Annotated in this window: 16 protein-coding genes; 7 read left to right on the top strand and 9 right to left on the bottom strand. The window is 43.6% G+C overall.

What is annotated here, in order from left to right; all coding sequences use genetic code 11:
- Positions 1–22: 22 nt before the first annotated feature.
- Positions 23–967, bottom strand: coding sequence for a hypothetical protein (locus K9W43_04380; protein MCF2136459.1), 945 nt, complete (start codon positions 965–967; stop codon positions 23–25).
- Positions 968–1,072: 105 nt separating this feature from the next.
- Between K9W43_04380 and K9W43_04375 the strand changes: the two genes are divergently transcribed.
- Complete coding sequence (locus K9W43_04375) at positions 1,073–1,432, top strand: hypothetical protein (GenBank protein ID MCF2136458.1); 360 nt, start codon at positions 1,073–1,075, stop codon at positions 1,430–1,432.
- 4 nt (positions 1,433–1,436) lie between these two features.
- On the opposite strand, the gene K9W43_04370 is transcribed toward K9W43_04375, so the two are convergent.
- From K9W43_04370 to K9W43_04360, 3 genes are all read right to left on the bottom strand, one after another.
- A complete protein-coding gene (locus K9W43_04370; protein MCF2136457.1) occupies positions 1,437–2,594 on the bottom strand; it encodes a C25 family cysteine peptidase in 1,158 nt (385 codons plus the stop codon).
- Positions 2,595–2,707: 113 nt separating this feature from the next.
- Positions 2,708–3,844: a DegT/DnrJ/EryC1/StrS aminotransferase family protein gene (locus tag K9W43_04365; GenBank protein MCF2136456.1), complete on the bottom strand. Its 1,137-nt coding sequence runs from the start codon at positions 3,842–3,844 to the stop codon at positions 2,708–2,710.
- 65 nt (positions 3,845–3,909) lie between these two features.
- Entirely contained in the window at positions 3,910–4,449 is a 540-nt protein-coding gene (locus tag K9W43_04360) for a DUF2085 domain-containing protein (protein MCF2136455.1), read from the bottom strand.
- Between the two features lie 193 nt (positions 4,450–4,642).
- On the opposite strand from K9W43_04360, the gene K9W43_04355 reads away from it, so the two are divergent.
- From K9W43_04355 to K9W43_04340, 4 genes are all read left to right on the top strand, one after another.
- The gene (locus K9W43_04355) at positions 4,643–4,855 is read left to right on the top strand and encodes a hypothetical protein (protein ID MCF2136454.1); all 213 of its coding nucleotides are present in this window, start codon (positions 4,643–4,645) and stop codon (positions 4,853–4,855) included.
- Between the two features lie 252 nt (positions 4,856–5,107).
- Positions 5,108–5,434 carry an SCP2 sterol-binding domain-containing protein gene (locus K9W43_04350; protein MCF2136453.1) on the top strand — a complete coding sequence of 109 codons (327 nt, stop codon included), beginning with the start codon at positions 5,108–5,110 and terminating at the stop codon, positions 5,432–5,434.
- A 19-nt stretch (positions 5,435–5,453) separates the two neighbouring features.
- Positions 5,454–6,863: an FAD-binding oxidoreductase gene (locus K9W43_04345; GenBank protein ID MCF2136452.1), complete on the top strand. Its 1,410-nt coding sequence runs from the start codon at positions 5,454–5,456 to the stop codon at positions 6,861–6,863.
- Positions 6,863–8,035, top strand: a complete 1,173-nt coding sequence (locus K9W43_04340; protein ID MCF2136451.1) for a (Fe-S)-binding protein — start codon at positions 6,863–6,865, stop codon at positions 8,033–8,035. The genes K9W43_04345 and K9W43_04340 overlap by 1 nt, the downstream gene beginning before the upstream one ends.
- Positions 8,036–8,106: 71 nt before the next feature.
- On the opposite strand, the gene K9W43_04335 is transcribed toward K9W43_04340, so the two are convergent.
- On the bottom strand, positions 8,107–8,622 hold the full coding sequence (locus tag K9W43_04335; protein ID MCF2136450.1) for a single-stranded DNA-binding protein: 516 nt from the start codon (positions 8,620–8,622) through the stop codon (positions 8,107–8,109).
- Between the two features lie 566 nt (positions 8,623–9,188).
- Here K9W43_04335 and K9W43_04330 point away from each other — a divergent pair.
- Positions 9,189–9,830: a hypothetical protein gene (locus K9W43_04330; protein ID MCF2136449.1), complete on the top strand. Its 642-nt coding sequence runs from the start codon at positions 9,189–9,191 to the stop codon at positions 9,828–9,830.
- Entirely contained in the window at positions 9,827–10,861 is a 1,035-nt protein-coding gene (locus K9W43_04325; GenBank protein MCF2136448.1) for a hypothetical protein, read from the top strand. Before K9W43_04330 ends, K9W43_04325 begins: the two co-directional genes overlap by 4 nt.
- A 176-nt stretch (positions 10,862–11,037) precedes the next feature.
- Here the strand turns inward: K9W43_04325 and K9W43_04320 are convergent, their stop codons facing one another.
- The 4 genes from K9W43_04320 to cmr6 are packed head-to-tail and all read right to left on the bottom strand — an operon-like array spanning position 11,038 to position 17,344.
- Positions 11,038–12,537, bottom strand: a complete 1,500-nt coding sequence (locus K9W43_04320) for a phospholipase D-like domain-containing protein (protein ID MCF2136447.1) — start codon at positions 12,535–12,537, stop codon at positions 11,038–11,040.
- Between the two features lie 5 nt (positions 12,538–12,542).
- Positions 12,543–13,631 (bottom strand): hypothetical protein, encoded by a 1,089-nt coding sequence (locus K9W43_04315; protein ID MCF2136446.1) that lies wholly within the window; start codon positions 13,629–13,631, stop codon positions 12,543–12,545.
- Positions 13,632–13,635: 4 nt separating this feature from the next.
- Positions 13,636–16,509, bottom strand: coding sequence for an AAA domain-containing protein (locus tag K9W43_04310; GenBank protein ID MCF2136445.1), 2,874 nt, complete (start codon positions 16,507–16,509; stop codon positions 13,636–13,638).
- 13 nt (positions 16,510–16,522) lie between these two features.
- Positions 16,523–17,344 carry a type III-B CRISPR module RAMP protein Cmr6 gene (cmr6, locus tag K9W43_04305; GenBank protein MCF2136444.1) on the bottom strand — a complete coding sequence of 274 codons (822 nt, stop codon included), beginning with the start codon at positions 17,342–17,344 and terminating at the stop codon, positions 16,523–16,525.
- Position 17,345 lies beyond the last annotated feature (1 nt).

The raw sequence follows: 17,345 nt of genomic DNA, 5'->3' as shown, positions 1-17,345 counted from the left end.
CCTTAGCTCTTATCCTTCCCTTTTATGCGTTTTCTGACTTGCGGTGCCTACTGGCCGGGATTAGGTTCAATACATCAGCACACATAAGAAGGTATAGGACAAGAGGGCCAGCCTCACCCCATTCCTCAGCCTTGCGCTGAACCTCCGCTGTTGCCATTCGCTCACCACTGTTATACAGTCTACCAAGCAGGTTTCTTATTCCAAGATCGGAATAGGGAAAGATCGAAAAGTCACCAAGGCCCGCAATAGCAGTAGCCTGAACGGTCCAATCGCCAATCCCCCTCAACGGCAGCAACACCTCACGGACCTCCGAATATGGTCTTCCCTTGAGACTGTCAATATCGAGAGTCCCAGACTGAATCAGATTACTAATGTCGAGAACATATGAGACCTTGTACCCTAGGCCAAGTGATCGCAGCTGTTCAGGGCCCATAGAGATAATGGTCGCTGCCGGGGGAAAGTGATAGACGGTAACATCATCAAGAGAGGCAGTAATGTTCGCTGCAAGCACAAGTCGTTTCGTAAGATTGTTGGCTGACCGGTAAGAGATCTGCTGTTGCAATATTGACTTGATGAGCGCTTCAAAGGGGGTATCTGAAAGATAAGGACGGACCCCTTGAATGCGCTCCTCGATGGTAGAAAGAGAGGGGTCGTGCTGTATGATATCATGTACGGAAGACATGTCCAATTTCAGGCTTAGTATGGTTTGCACTTTTTCGCGGACTTCTTTTGGCGTGGTGGTTTCAGATGAATAGTCCACCATCAACGCGGCTCCTGACGTGCACTGACTAATGCGCAAAGGGACATACTCGTCCTCAATCGTGACAATCCTAAAAAAGTGAGAGCCATCGGTCATCTCAGGAACAGGCTGGATATCAGGAAAAATCCATGAATGAATTGAGTCGAGGAGGCTATAGTGAGGGGGAGGCTTCAGGCGGATTGTCATTAGAAGTTGAACATCGGTCATTCAATAAAAGCAGTATGGAACTGACTCCAAAAGGCACTGAAATGACTCGACCAATAGGCATCGTATCGTAACATCAGAGTTATATCGTGTACACCTGAGAACCCTATGGTGGTCACACTGAGTGGCATTGAACTCCGAATCCAAAATCCGCATTGGGGTCGATTTATAGGCCTGACCGTCGCGTGTGCATTTCTTAACATTGGCCTCTATTTCATGATGTATTTTCTCACGCCAATACTGGCTGGAACAGTAGTTGGATTTCTACTCGGACATAAAAAACAATCACCGATGAGCGGGGCCTTTGGTGCACTGGGAGCATATATTGCGCTCTTTACGTACGTATCAATGACCACGTCCCTCCAGAGCGGTCTTGTTGAGATCGTTGTGGCCTCGCTTCTTCTCGCAGGAGTAGGATTCATTGGCGGAATCATTGGCATGTTTATTCGCGGCACAAGGCTCCGCTGAGATCTCACGTATCAACATAGATGCGGCCAGGCACATAGTCAGCATGTGGCCCACGTGTAGAGGTCCGTAAAGGATTTCCAAAGAGGTTCCACTCAACAATACTCAATGCCTCATCACTTTGAATCGCAGACTCAATGTCCTCGGCTAGACGCCTGATCTCCGCAACCACCTTGTCTTCCAAGTTGATGAAGAGATTGATATCTACATTCATCTTTACTTCGCCAATCGTATCATACGAGTCAAGAAGATCGAGAAAGCCAAACTTCCAACCGTCTGCCGCTGCACATTCACGCCAGTTACCACAAGGTTTGATGTTATTAACGGTCTCAAATGGGGAACCAATATAGCAAGCCCCTTTGTCAAGAAATGCGCGAAGAAGAGGCCCCGAGTTTGCCGTGCTACATGCCTCCGAGAAGACGACAGGATAGCCTTTGAAGCTGATCTTACGCACGTAGGAATGAGAGAGTACAACAGAATTCTGAGAGAGCCATGCCTCCGGATTACCATGAATTCGACGAGTATAGAGACCATCAGAGAATTGAAGTATGAACTCACTCGATGCAAGAAGGTTAGTATCTTCAGGATGATACTTTTCTAAGACCTCAACATCAAACCCGAGCTTATGCAGAGCCACCACATGACGGCTGCTACGATCCGGTTCAGTATCAAAGATGACTGCAATATTACTGTCAATAATAGGAGGGTCGAGATGATACAACACTACTTCCCGAGAACCGTATACTCGACCTATGGGAACGTCCGGCTGGAGATCGTCATTCATGTCCTGCAGAAACCAATCTGTGTACCCATGCTCTTCTTTGAAGGTCAATTGCCGCGAAGGGAGTTGGTTCCCATCACCAATGAGCAGAACGCCCTTATGCTTGCCAAATTCATAATGCTCGCGAATTACAGAACGGGTCTCCTTCCAAGAACGCGACTTGCAGAAAACAAAATCCGCTTTGATCTCAGAGGCCTTTTTGCGATATGCTGCTACATCATCAGGAGAGACCTGCCCACAGACAATCAGGAGCTTGCTTAGCACATCACGTGGTATACGGCCAGTCTGAAAGTCGAGGTCTCGCTTTTCCCGTTTTGCACGGTCAAACCGTTTTTTTATTTCATTGACCGAACCACTGCGTCTCTGTTTGATGATGACATTCATGATGAATGATAAATAGCAATTGCAGAATATGTTTGTATTGGCTATGAACAGAACAACGACCAACAATAGTAAGGGGGAGCGAAATAGAGCCGTGTCGCTCCCCGTTTGATAGATTATTGGAAAATTGAACGGATCGTCTCAACTACGAACTTAACATCCTCTTCGGATACCTGAGAATGTGATGGGAGCTGGAAGTGACGATCCCCAATATCCTCAGCAATGGGAAAGGACATAGATGAATAATCAGGATATTTGACAAACTTGGCCCATGACCACTCCTGAATATTCGCATATGTTCCCTGCTTGTGACAGGGGACTGCATAGACGCTTCGTGACCCAATATTATGCTGTTTGAGAATCGCAATGATCTCATCTCGACCTACTTTATCCGAATAGAGGCGAGGCGCATAGACGTGATATGCGGATTTTGCGCCAGGATACATGGCTTGAGGTTTGAGAGCATCAATCTCGGCCAGTGCCTCATTGTACAATACACCATTCCGTTGTTGTGCCTTGACGATCCCAGGTAATCTCTTGAGCTGCACTATACCAATCGCAGATACAATATCCAGCATACGAAAGTTGTAACCTATCCGGAAATGACTGTAGCCTCCATGCACGCCCCGCCCATGGTTCTTAATGGACTTGGCACGCTCGATCAGGTCCTCATCATCGGTAACAATCATTCCACCCTCGCCAGTCATCATATTCTTAGTTGCGTAGAAAGAGAATGCAGCAGCATGTCCAAAAGAACCAACCTTCTTACCATCGATCGTAGCGCCATGCGCCTGACAAGCGTCCTCTAACACTGACAAATCGTGGGCCTCTGCAATTTCCATGATACGCTTCATATCAGCGGGATTACCAAAGATATGGACGGGCATAATTGCCTTGGTCTTCTCAGTTATAGCCTGCTCGATGAGATCAGGGTCAATGTTGTAGGTCTCGGGGTCCACATCGACAAAGATCGGAATCGCACCTAGCTGAGTGATCGTATTGGCGGATGCAATAAATGTGAAGGGCGTAGTGATCACTTCATCACCGGGGCGGATACCCATCGCATCTAATGCCGTAAACAGTGCGGTTGTACCGTTGGTAGTCACAGTAGCATACTTTGTACCGATGTATTCTGAAAACTTCGCTTCGAGTTCTCGTGAAACCTTTCCTTCTGCAAGGTATCCGGATTCGAGAACCTTTCGTACTGCCTCGAGCTCTTCATCACCGATGATTGGTTTTGCGACTGGAATCATGGTGGTCACTTGATAGTTCAAATGGTAAGGTGTCTTTAACTGTTTGCCTGCAAAGAAACGAAATGTCAGCTATCATCCTCGACTTCTTCGTCTTCGGCACGGGCGTTACCTTTTCTTGCCTCGAAAAGACTCACTGTACCGATCGAGACCCCCATGATCGCCAAAGTGACGAGCATATAGAACATATTGGAGAGCATAAACACAATGGCCAGACCAATCCCACTCATGAGTCCGCTCACAAATCGCAGATGAAGTGTAGTCTTTCGTGGAGTCATACGTTGTGTCATCCATTCGATCACAGTGGTCAGACCAAGTGCAACAGCCAATAGAAACCAGAGCCATGAAGGCTCTAGAGAGATATGACCAAAGAGAATAGTCAAGATCCCAAGGCCCATTCCGCCATAGATCCCAGTACAACGGCCGCAGAGATAGAGAGAATGCCCATGAAAGGATACACGTAGACAGTGGCCGTACATTGAGGGAGGATGATGCGAGAGCATGACCAATAGTGCCTCTTTGGTCTCATCACTACGGCTCCATGCAAACTGGCTACGATCAAGGGCGTCTGGCGGAAGTTCTTGAGTCTTGACGGTCTCGTCGGGCAAGGCAATCAACGACTCATAAATTTTGTAGCCTTATGTAGCTTGCCTTCCGACTCACTGCTCAAAATCGTGCCAAATTAACATGGTAAAGTAGAAAGCCAATGACAATATTAGTCCCAAAAAGAAATTATATGCCGTAGTAACACATACATTATTGCTATCGGTAACATCCCTTTGTATTTCGGACGGATGCGACATGACAGAATGTGAAAAATTACCAACCTGCGCGTTTCTGAAAAAATACCTTGACAAAGCACCAACAACCATAGGGAAACTAAAGGAACTTTATTGCATGGGACCAAAACTCTCCGAATGCGCAAGACTTGCATATATTGCAAAGACAAACGAGGAGCCCCCTGCTGAGCTCATGCCCAATGGAAAAAATGCGGAGACCGGACAGGATTTCTAAATATTCGCGCAATGTGATGCGCTCTCGGTCAATCCATAAATCAAAACAATATTTTAGGAATATTAGTCAGTTTCATAGTTCCATATCGTGTGAGAGAGAACAGTAGGCATAGTAAGATCACAATAGGTTCAAGGATCCATCAAAAAACACATTCGAATGCACACTGAATGAACACAAAATGCAATTTCAAGAGCCACCGAAAACAAAAAATACCGCATTATCTGTAGGCAATCAATTACGAGATGATAAGATATGCCTGAAGAACTATTGACGTTGATGAAACAGAGAATTGCGGTCGGCCTAGAACGTGAGGACACTAAGAAGGCCCTTGAGGGCTGGAAACGTGTTGCATTGCTCTCATTGAAAGATGGCCGAAAATTCACGATCAGTGTTGATGGGCCAAATATAGAAGTGGTCCCAGGAGAACCTGACCAGTATGATATGAAGATCGAGAGCGACGCAGAAACTGTCAGAAAATTGTTTCTGGAAGAGATGAGCGCTGCTGCTGCGCTACTGAAGCGGAAACTCAAAATTAAGGGGTCAGCATCCGACCTCATGAAGATCCGAAAGATATTCTGAGGTAGAGGGGGAAACACTCTTGGACAAAAAAATCGTAAAAGAGATTGCAGCAATCGTAGGGGAGGAATACGTTTCAACACGACAGGATGTCTTGCTCACCTATTCGCAGTCAGCCTCAACAGGCTTTGATGGGGCCATGCCCGATCTTGTAGTAAAACCGGGTTCGACAGAAGAAGTTGCAGCAATAGTCAAGATTGCAAACAGATACAAGATCCCAGTCACACCCCGCTCTGGGGGTACAAGCCTTCAGGGAGAGGTCATCCCAAAATATGGTGGCATTGTGATCGAGCTTCTCAGACTCAAAGAGATCACCCTCTTTGAGGATCTGCGTTCTGTACGAGTAGGAGCAGGAGTCACGTTCGGCCAACTCGATAAATTCTTGAATCAGCACGGCCTCTGGGTCCCAGTCTATCCCGAGTCATCGTTAGCCTGCACAGTGGCGGGTAATGTCGTTGTAAATGGTGCAGGACCCGGATCATCAAAATACGGAAGCATTGCAGAGATGGTCCTTGGATTGACAGTGGTATTGCCAACTGGTGAGATTATCAAGACAGGCGCAGAGGGTAACCCAAATGCCCCAGGACCATACCTCAGGTACTCGTTTGGCCCCGATATCACAGGACTCTTCATTGGTTCATTGGGAATGTTTGGAATTATCACCACTATCTCCGTCAAGACATACAAACGAATGCAGTTCTTTGATTACAACACGTATGGCTTTGAGACCGCAGAACAGGCCGAACGTTTTATTCACGAACTCAAACAGAATGATGTCAATACGCTCTTCATATCATTATACGAGGGGCAAATCCTTGATTTCTTTATGGAGATGCTTGGAGAAGAGTATGGCATTCCCAAATACGACTGGCCGCCGTATACGGTCTCGCTCATCATTGGTCATGTCCGGAAAGATGTGATGCAGTCCGATGCTGCAATGGCTCGTGAGATTTGCGAGAACCTTGATGGCTTTGTGATTAATATTCCCGAGTTCCCAAGAGGCGAGTGGGAAGATCGACTCAGAACATTTGCTAGAGCGTCGTATGCTCACGGTTGGCATTGGAGAATATTGTATCATCATCATACCCCCATGCATTGGCATTATGTCATAGAAAAAATCTGGGAAGGCCTCGATAAGTTCGGAATACTCGGACAAACAGCGGGCTTTGCAACAGGACATGCGAGCTTTAACTTCTATCCTCACCTCTATTTTGATCCGGCTGATAAAGAGGACGAGGAGAAGGTCCGTGCAATGCATACGTGGTTAGCCGAGCAGGTGTTCAAGGTTGGGGCAGTCCCCTTCAAGATCGCACCGTATTGGTTCAAGGATGTTCCTGAAATGACAGACTATCTCAATCTCGTCAAGCGGATGAAAAAGGAGATGGATCCGAATAATATTCTGAATCCGCATATCCTAGGAGGCGAAGAATAATGGCACAGATTGACATCGATGAACTTCATGAAGAGATGCTCCAGTGTCGCCGCTGTGGTCTCTGCCGAGAGGCGGTCTATGAGGCAAAAGGCTTCAATGGGATTTGCCCCGTCTGGGAGAATACAAGTGGATTTGAGACCGATGCCATGCGTGGCAAGATTATGGTAGCATTGGCGCTCGTAGAAGGACGACTCGAAAAGACAGCCGAGAATGCGGAGGCGTTATTCCAATGCACCCTGTGTGGAAACTGTACACAGATCTGCCCCGCAGAGTTCGAACCTAACAGAGTCATTGAACAAGTTCGAGCGATTCTTGATGTGCCTATCAAAGTGAGGGACTCGTTGGCGGACAATATCTTTGAGAAAGACAATCCGTATGATGAGCCTGCTGACAAAAAACGGGAATGGACCAGAGAACTTGACTTTTCGATCCCGACAACTGGTGAGACCATCTATTTTGCAGGTTGCACAGCAGCCCTTCGGAATCCGCGTGTTGCAAGGAACACTGCACGTATCCTTCACATCGCAGGCATAGACTTCGCCGTGATGGAGAATGAACCATGCTGCGGATCGGTCATGATGAGGACCGGAAAAATGGACAAGGCAGTGGAGAATGCCCAAGAGGCCGCTAAGAGATTCAAAGAGGCCGGAGTACAACGGATCATTGTCTCCTGCGCGGGTTGCTTCAAGACCTTGAAGAAGGACTATGAGGAACTTGGGATAGAGATGCCCGAGGTCGTCCATGTTGTAGATCTCGCCAAAGAACTCATTGAGCAGGGCAGACTTCAACCTACAGACATGGACGAGGAGATGACCATCACCTACCATGACCCCTGCCACCTCGGTCGTGAGATGAACGTTTACGACTCTCCAAGAGATATTCTCACGGCAATTCCAGGTGTCACTTTGGTCGAGATGGAAACACACCACGACAAAGCAAAGTGTTGTGGTGCGGGAGGTGGTCTTCGCTCCTACGACTCTGATCTCTCAAAACGAATTGCTGCAAGCAGAGTCAAAGAGGCTGAAGCAACAGGTGCGGATATTATCGCGACAGCATGCCCATTCTGTGAAACCAACCTTAGTTCGGGAGCCGAACTAGCAGGCATCCAACTTGGAACATTGGATGTGGTCGATATTCTGGTCAAGGCACTTGAGTCCAAGACCAAAAAATAACATGGAATAGAAAAAGGAGGGAGAGTCCCCGGGATCGGAGAAAATATCGATCCCGGCGATTATTTCATAAACTAGTAGCGTCTTCCACGGCCTCTGTCCCTGCCGCCGCGTCGATCTCGACCGCCACGACCGCGATAGTCACCGCCGCGAGAACCGCCACCGTACCCACCGTAGGAATCACGTCTTCCTCCAGAGTAATAGCGGCGTTCAGGACGCTCGTGCTCCTGTTCAGACATATCAAGTTCCGTATTTACGGTCTCAATCGGTTCCTCAGCCTCACTGAGAACACCATATCTGCCAATATTCAATCGGAGGTGTCCTTGGAAGAGGGTAGTATAGCCATTCTCCAACTTGTAGCTCTTTTCGCTCTCAACTTGGTCAATGGTATCATCCCAGAGTGGCATTGTAACAATTGCGGTCCCATCACCGACAACTGCATCAAGCACTCGATGGGTGCTCTGATCCTTACGTGAGACCACCTCGCGGGCTTCACCTTTCTCAATAACTTTGAACGATACTGTGAGATTTTTCATTCTCGGTTTCAGTTCTGAAACAGTAGCCAAAACGGGCTCTCTAACTTCACTCATGGTTGTTCACTGTGGTATGAATCAGCAGAGCTGTTTAGACAAAGAGTCACGCCCAGTAGCCCCCAGAGAGGTAACAGGTAGACAGTTTGAATGGCAGCCTTGCCTACATTTCATACTTATCTCATGTGCTTTAAGGTTATGGATTTTTACGACTCGCGAAAAAAGATTCACGACAGAAATGATGATCGACAAGTATTCATACTCAAGAGTGGAAACTTCGAGCGTTAATAGAAGAAGGTGGACGGGGATAGACTACGAATCGTGCCTTAAGGCTCTTAGACTCGTATTCATACATCTGATGAACGTGACTTTCTCCACACCTCGCGCTTTTAACACCTCTCTCTGAACCACTTGGGTGAGAGCCGAATCTCCTCATTTTACGGACATTCGGATCGGTGCACGAGTCACGGCCAAAGTGGGATATTATTACCACCAAGCGGCATGAAGTCCATCCGCCGTCCAAGAAAGATATGGGCCCCAAAGCAGATAAGCTTTCCGAGACCTACGAATCTGTGTGAAAAGTCTGTAGTCATGAACGGATCAATGCAAACTATGTATGTGGAGTCTTGAATCCGAATGCACCATGTGATACAGGTCGAGAGGATTCATACACATTCATCGACTTTTCACACAGGGCCAAACAGCTCAAAATCTTTTTGAAGGATAACGGTTCAAAGATAGCTAATTACAAAGGAGTTAAGGTTATGACAGAGGGGTATTGGTTTACTACAATTGGATTAAGTCCACATGCGGTTCTTAATACAATATGGGCGGCATACCTTAAATACAACTGGCAACCAAACAAGATTATTTTATTTAGATTGATTCCGGAAAGCGGAAAGCAAAGAATCATCGATCAACTTGACTTGGCGTTCTCCAATTTTGAGAAGTGGCTAGAGAAATTCAATGAAGCATATGATTTGTCAATCCGTCTGAGTGTTGAAGTGTGCAACGAAATAGATTACAGCGGTTTTGCAGAAAAGTTTCAGAAAGAGGTACATGCACATTCAAACAAACCGCGCGTCATTGATATTACTCCCGGACGTAAATTTGCTTCAGCAATAGGTCTCAAAGTCGGAATTTCCGAAAACGTCGAGTCGATATTTTACCTTCACCTTTTAGACGATGCATATACAAATCGAGACTATCCTCTAATCCCCGAAGCATTCGTGAAGCTTGTTGACTTTAAGAGGGGGGTCACAACATGAAGTATGTACAGTTGGCGGCTCCAAAATTAATAGCTATATTGAATTGGATGGCATCTAATGAAGTCATAGAATTCAAGATTGATACTCCGTTTAGTATTGCACCACTTTTTGAAATAAAGATTTCACGCAACAAACCAACTGCGGAAATAATAAAAACAGTATCACCTGAGGACTTTACAAAAAACGCTCAAAAATACGAATTTAAACATGCAAAGGTTACTGAGGCTTTGTTTTCATCAGGAGTAGTCAATCCACAAGGATGGGATAAACTGCTAAAGAAGGTAGAAGAGGCTCTTTCAAGAGATGTCTATAGTGGAGAAAAACCTTGTTGGATTGCCTTTGACACAGTTGCATTGAATCGGCGATACTATAGCATTCTCGAACGATCTATAAAAAGTAAAAAACAATTACTTAGAACTGGTGGAGCCAGATACATTATTACAACAGGGATAATAGATGAGATAAAAAAATACGATAGAAAATATCGAAATAGGGATATTGTAGATTTGCAAAAACTGTTTTCAGTAGATTGGTATAATTTTAGAAATTTCACGAACCAGCTTGCGACAAAGGACAGAATTTTCCGACTCGGGGATGTTGAATCAAAAAAGATGAGAGCAAGTCCAAGGTGTGTAAGGATAACCTCTGCCGTTTCAGATGATAAAATTATCAATGCCCTTGCACGCCATTCACAACAAAATAGAATCGATATTCTTGCAATTAGTGAGGACACAGACTTTGTGAGCAAATGTGTTAACCAAGAGATAATGGCGGTTCGATTGGATCGGCAACAACTTACTAATCAAAGATTCAGTGCACATTGGAACGACCTCTGTGATTTACTATATGTTCTTGCAGTTCAAATGGGAGTCATCAGACTACGGTGGAGTAAATCTCAATGGATTGTTATCGAAGGGATTTGGCAGGGGAAAAAAGGTGAGAGCTGGGATACTGAAAGTCTTCGGCTATCAACTAGAAACAAGGACGATAGTGGATGGTTGAGTCGGATGGCAATTGTGCTCAACCGTTAGTCACCATAGAATTATTGTTATATCCCCCACGGACACATGCTACCCGAATGAACAATTCAACTACCGAGTAATCAATGATTCATCATACCTGTTAAATAAGTACAGATTTTACGTTAGATTAACAAACAACTTAACATATAATATAATTCCGTTCAAATAGTTGGCGGATATTTCTTTTACTCGGTATGAAGTACAATTTTAGCATTTGGAGGACGATCAACACTCAACACCTCTTTGAGTTCCTTCTCTGATTTAATGGCAATGTACAACTTCCCTTTTTTCCGCTCCCATAGTGATAGATGTGGATATTTAGAATCAGTAATTGGCTTGCATATTGAGGGTAGAATTGGTGGAGTAATCTTCCATTGATACGTCACCGCAATGGCATCATTTGTTTCAGGAAAATTAGGTCTGAACGAATAATAATCCGCAAGGTCAGCTAGGGCAATTTCACCAAGATCTACGACACGCTTCTTTTTGATTGTACGTTGTTCAGGTTGGCCATTATGAAAAATCATATACTTTCCTACGCAGTCACGATACCTTCTTGATAGAGCGTAGTCCCAATTCGCATTATCCCACCAATGTTTTATAATCTTCAAGAGTGTAACTGCATGACGTTTCGGCAGGATGAAACCCACCTCATATCCATCCTGCAAACTAATTTTCTCAAGATTAGCGGTCATTATCAGAGCATTCACACCTTTGACCGTATCCGAAACAACTACTTTTGCATGCAACCAGTCTAGGCCTCTGACTTCTGCGCCTTTACGTACGAGCCGTTCTACAATCGGAGTCGTTTTTGCCCTAGGTCGGATAAGAAGATTTACTGATTTACCCGATGCTAGAGCATCTTCAAGCTGTGTATATACTTCATCGTCATCGTCTGAGATTCCGTAGGTTGAAATGTAAATAGTTGTAGCACTCTCTCGAATCAGTCGTATGATTTCTTCACGCAGGGAAGTCTTGCGGTGGGGAAATGTTATCCTAAAGGAACCAATTTGAGAAATCAATCTGTCTACATCATCATCAATAGGGGGCACAATAGGTCGGATGTTATTCAAACGTTTTTTACCAAGTAGTTCATGCTCTGCTAAAGTCCACCAAGCAGAAACAAAAATCTTGTAGAGATGGGATATTTCTGCATTGTTTAGAACCACTCCTAACTCGGGATGTTCAAAGGCCTCAGTTGTAAAATTGGCTGTAGAAAGAACACCCATACGATTGTCGGTCTTTGAATCAGAAATAATGAATTTGGCATGTGTTTCTGCATCTCTAAGCAAGACGGTTCCAGCAAGCAAATCCAACATAGATTCGTGCTCTTTTCTCATTCGTTCCTGTAAGTCATCAGGATCGTTAGACATGGATTGTCGTAGTCTTTGCTCTGATGCAGTCAAAATATATACACGTACATCTCGACCAGCAGCATCCATTAATGCATCAATGATTTCCTTGTCACCCAGAATAAATGAGCAGAGTGCAATGACTTCTTTAGACTTGGTTATAATTTCCAAAACTTTTCGTTTTAGAGATCCACCGCTCTTCCCACCCATAAGTACCCGTGACTGCAAATCAATTTCCCAAGACTTTACTTCACGTCCGAACCATGCTGAGGTTACAGTCTTGTCACTATTGTCAACATGGTATGTAAATTTCTTTTCAAATGGCAGAGTCATTTAATTCACCTCAACAATAGATCAATGGGTGCTTGAAGCAACCATCCTTTAGTGCGGTTAGTTTTCATCAATTTTCTCGCCAGAGTATGACGATCTGGTATTGTAACATCATAACGTGTCGGAAAAGTGTGTTTTACTTTTGTAATGAACTTCGCATAGGTTTGACTACGAAGATATGTTGGTGGCAACTGATCTTCAATATACCAATCAATCCATTCTTGGGCATCCGCTGATGATTGAGGCTCGATATTTAGAGGCGGAGTTAAAACGCTATTAAATGTCCCATAGTCTGGTATAGTAGGCCTTTTGATAGTGAATCTCTTTCTAAACGTTCGTCGTTCTGATGGTTCGAGGCCTTTGAATGGTACTAACACTTTTTCGGTCTTTCTATCCCAGCCATTGATTTGTGAATAAACTATATTACAAATTTCTTTAAATTTTAGCGAGGCCAGTTTCTTGGGTATTGGCATGTTGATACCTTTTGAATCAGATTGAATTAACAATAATTCTGGCGACTTGTCCGGATAATACATCAGCTGAAGGGTTGCATATTCAGTATCGAGTTTAGTTCCTCTTTCTTTAACCTCCATAATTTGGATAGGCTTTGAGGACGCACCCACAATTATTGTCTTCCCGATGGTATCAAACAACAACGTATCTATTTCATCCGTAGTAATTTGTGTTTTATTAATCCGTCGTTTGTCAAAGCGTGGTGGGAATGGTCCTTCGCAGTCCACAATAATTTGAGGGAGAAGGGAATCTCTTGCAAATTTGATAGTATATGTTCCTGTTTGCGGATCCGGGATTCTCTTGGACTCGTACGTTTCGAGTCCTTCTTCCGTTAATTTATATTTGTTGTCCAAGAGCCCTAATTCGACAAGACGTTCAATAAGCAGCTTAGCAGATTTTATGGGAAGCTTTCGTTTCAACAGTTGGGTATGCAAAATAGCCGGAGTAACATGCCGCTTATGTTCATATGCTAATTCGAGAATTGCTAACCAGATCGGATTATCAACATACTCTTTGAGTGTTAAATTGACGCTCCATTTTTCTATAGTGATTTTTCTCTTGAATTGTATTGATTTACTCGCCATCGTTCTAATCAGCCCCATAAGTCAAATCGGATTCCAGTTTAGATAATTCTCTCAGTAGTGCAGATCGCTTTTGTTTCGAAAAGTAAGTCCGATTCCCAATCAGTACGAGTTGATATCTCGCTCTCGTCAATGCAACATTCAATCTGTTGGGATTCTCAATAAATCCAACACCACGTGTTCCGTTACGCACAAAACTAATGAACACAATATCTGCCTCTCTACCTTGAATGCTATCCACAGTCCCCACTAATACATGAACATTTTTTGTTGAAAAAGCAGTGGCACCCTCTTGATTCAGTTTTGAATCATTAATAATACGCTCGAGTATTGCATGTACCTGATTAGAATAAAATGATAGAATCGCCACCTCCCACTTTCGCCCATCATCACGCGGATTGTCTGAGGTCCATCTTACAAACTTGGAAAGTTCAGATAATAATTGCGAGATCTCTTCATTGTTAACGTCGTCACTCCAAATCCCATTGACTTCAACCCATTGTGCCCTTGAACTGTAGCCGGGATAGCTCCACTTTCGCCTCTGAGAAATATCCGGTGAATCACGAAGTTGACTCGAATCATATATTTGTTTACGGGGAAATGCTGATATTTCAGGATGCATACGAAACTGGTACTTTAATTTTATTAATCTCCTTTTTTTAACATCGTTAGGAAATCCCTTATTCAATGTGCTATCATACTCACTTTCAGGACGAAATCCTTCAATCAGTAGTTCCAATACACTAGGATACGCACATATTCTAATTCGATCCAACTTGCGCTCAAACTGTTGACGTGTTTTTTTACTGATGTCGTCATCATCTAAATCTTCATCCGAATTGCCATCAAATTCGGGCAATAGCAATTCTTTCTTTGCTCTATAGTTCTCAAAAGATCCGTCCTTAGTGTTTCTTGTGTAGAATTCAAAACCCATATATCGTGATAATAGAGTGTCCCACGTATCATCAATTTCCCTTGACATTCCGCTTTGCTGCATGTATTCATATCTAGCCATGAATTTCGATCCCAAAAGTTTGGGGTTTCCACGAATGATATCTACAGATCCTGGAAGATATCGACCAAGAATTGGTGCTAAATCTATGCTGCAAATAATAATCTGAGAACCAAGAATCTTTAACCATTCATCATTATTTTTTGGTTCCTCAGTAATGTTAATAATAGATATTATTTGGTTTTCGGCTGAATCATTTTTTGCCTCGACCTGAGTCAGATACCCCGCCTTTACCTCTTCATCATCACTAATTACAACTATTTGCGTTTTCTCATAAGTGATCGCCTTGAAAACGTCATAACAGCATTCACGCTTCCAATCGTCTCTAATCAGAGATTTAATTGACATTTGGATGCTATTATCGTCTACAAACGGAGAAAGCTGACGAGGATCCCCACAAAGAATCCAACGTTTAGCAAAGTGAGCAGGAATGAGGAATTCATGAAATGTGGTCTTGCTAGCTTCATCAATTATCAGTAAATCAAACATTGGTTTGTGTGCAAACCAATCGCCTCTACGAATTTCGGGATGCTGAAGAATCCCAACGGTTGTCCCACAAATGAGATTAGCAGAATCTAGTAGAGTACGTTCCATCCAATAATTTCCATCTTTGGAACCGAGAGCACTTAACCATCTCTCCTGAGAAACTGTTAATGAGGGCTGTTTGCGGAGATCATCCATTATTTCTTGGCGATACTTGGAACTAATTCGTGCAAGTTTATATTCTCTAATGGAATCACTGATTTTTTCAGAATCTCCAATCCGTAGAGGTACAATATATTTCATTGCATCTTTGTTAGCAAGTAAGCGTTCAAGCGCTTGATCAATAGCAACATGAGTAGAGGCGCAGAACAAAACACGCCAACCACGTTTTACAGCCTGAAAAATTAGCTCCATGATGGTGTAGGTCTTACCTGAACCTGGTGGACCCCATAGCAATCCAAAATCTGGCGTACTCAGTGCAAGCCGAACAAATCTCCGTTGATCAGATGTTGACGGATTTCGAGCCTCACTCGTAGAACTCCGTTCATCATGATAGCCATCGTCCAGATAATCCCAATCGTCTTCGTAGTCTTCAAAAGGATTTTCAGATCCAATATCTGGATCTGTGAGAAATAGCCAATCGTTGATTCTGACTAGCTTGAAGTCTGGCCACTGAGCATATGCACGTCGTTCAAATAAGTTAAGAAGTGGACGTAAATTGTTTGTTGGCGAGTGTATTAAATTATTGACCGCATCACGATATCTACGCAATGAATATGCTGAAGGAATATAGCAGACCCAGAATTTTTCATTACGTCTTCGAGTATTAGGTGCAGAAGATAAAAGAAGGGCATTGAATCGGAGATCTAAAACTTCAACAGGGTATCCCAAAAATCCATTTTCATCATTGCCCTGATTTCGGACAATATTAATTACTTCATCAGGTGCAGACGAAGGTAATTTTTCCATATACGGTTCAACGTCAGGCACTTCAGTAGGACTGAGTAAAGTTTTACCTCTACGTAGAACAGATTGAGCCTTCTTTTTTCCTTTTGGAACGGTTTTGATAATTTTACACCAGCGGGCATTGGGATAGTTCTTTAGAATATGATCTCCAACTCTAGTATTCAATTGTTGAACAAGAATGAATAGGCTTGAATACTCATAACTTTTAATCGAGTGTTCAAGGTATCGGGAGATATCCGCGAGACCTACTGATACTCGTTTCATCAAGTGGTAACAGGCTTGATCACTATCGACTTCTGGTAGGTTTCTATAGGCCAAAATAGAGGCTTCAAGTTGGGAAGGGTCTATTTCATAACTGTGATTCCTTTCGGGCTTTGCTGAATCCGAATCACGACGACGTATACGTTTTACTCCTACCATAGTCGATAACTCCTTACCGGGATATAAACTGACCATATCCAACAGATGTCTTTGCACCAATACCGATTGTCTCTAATGCTTCGTGAATTGTAGACTCGACCTTGCCTAAATCGACAGCGCAATTCGGACGAGGCGCTATATGAAACGAAAACCTTGTATTAGGAGCAACAGTCAAGAAGAAAATGGGTACTGGTGAATAATAGTCAGCAGGTGGATTCTTCTCAGGATTTGAGTAATACTTACTATAATGTGGATTCATAATATCCAAATTCAAGATTGACCGTTTCTTTTCGATTCGAGGAATTGCATCAAATATTATGAGACTTCCCGCAGATGATGAATCGTTTCCAGGACTATGTTCAGGTCCAAGCCACTCGAGAATATCTGAATCGTGAGAATAGTCCCTGTACCAAGTCCGTAACACTCCCTTAATCGATGATGAAGGGATAACAGGGATTCCAAGATTATGATCCCACCTAAAACCTGTTTCTGAAGGATGTGTTGCACCCAGACCTGTAACAAATCGGCTTCTTGTCGTCAGTTCAAACGAGTGACCACCTATTGTATGTACCATGGTCGAAATCCGGTTATGGTAAATACGCAACTGGTCATGAATCTCAGCATGTCGTAATGCCCACATAACCTGTTTAAAGAATTTATTAGATAGTGAATCATGTGTCTTTTCTGGTTTATCAGAATCACTAATAGAATCGTTATATGTCCAGAGCAAGGGATATCTTTCAAAGAAAAGACCCGCATTATTTATTATTTTTCCTCCGGGGGATTCTATTAATTCTGAAACTTTTTTTGACTCGTAAATTGCGAAATGTTTCATT

It is taken from the genome of Candidatus Thorarchaeota archaeon, assembly GCA_021498125.1.
Classification (GTDB): domain Archaea; phylum Asgardarchaeota; class Thorarchaeia; order Thorarchaeales; family Thorarchaeaceae; genus B65-G9.
The sequence above is the reverse complement of the archived record's forward strand: the minus strand, read 5'-3'. Positions and strand labels throughout refer to the sequence as shown.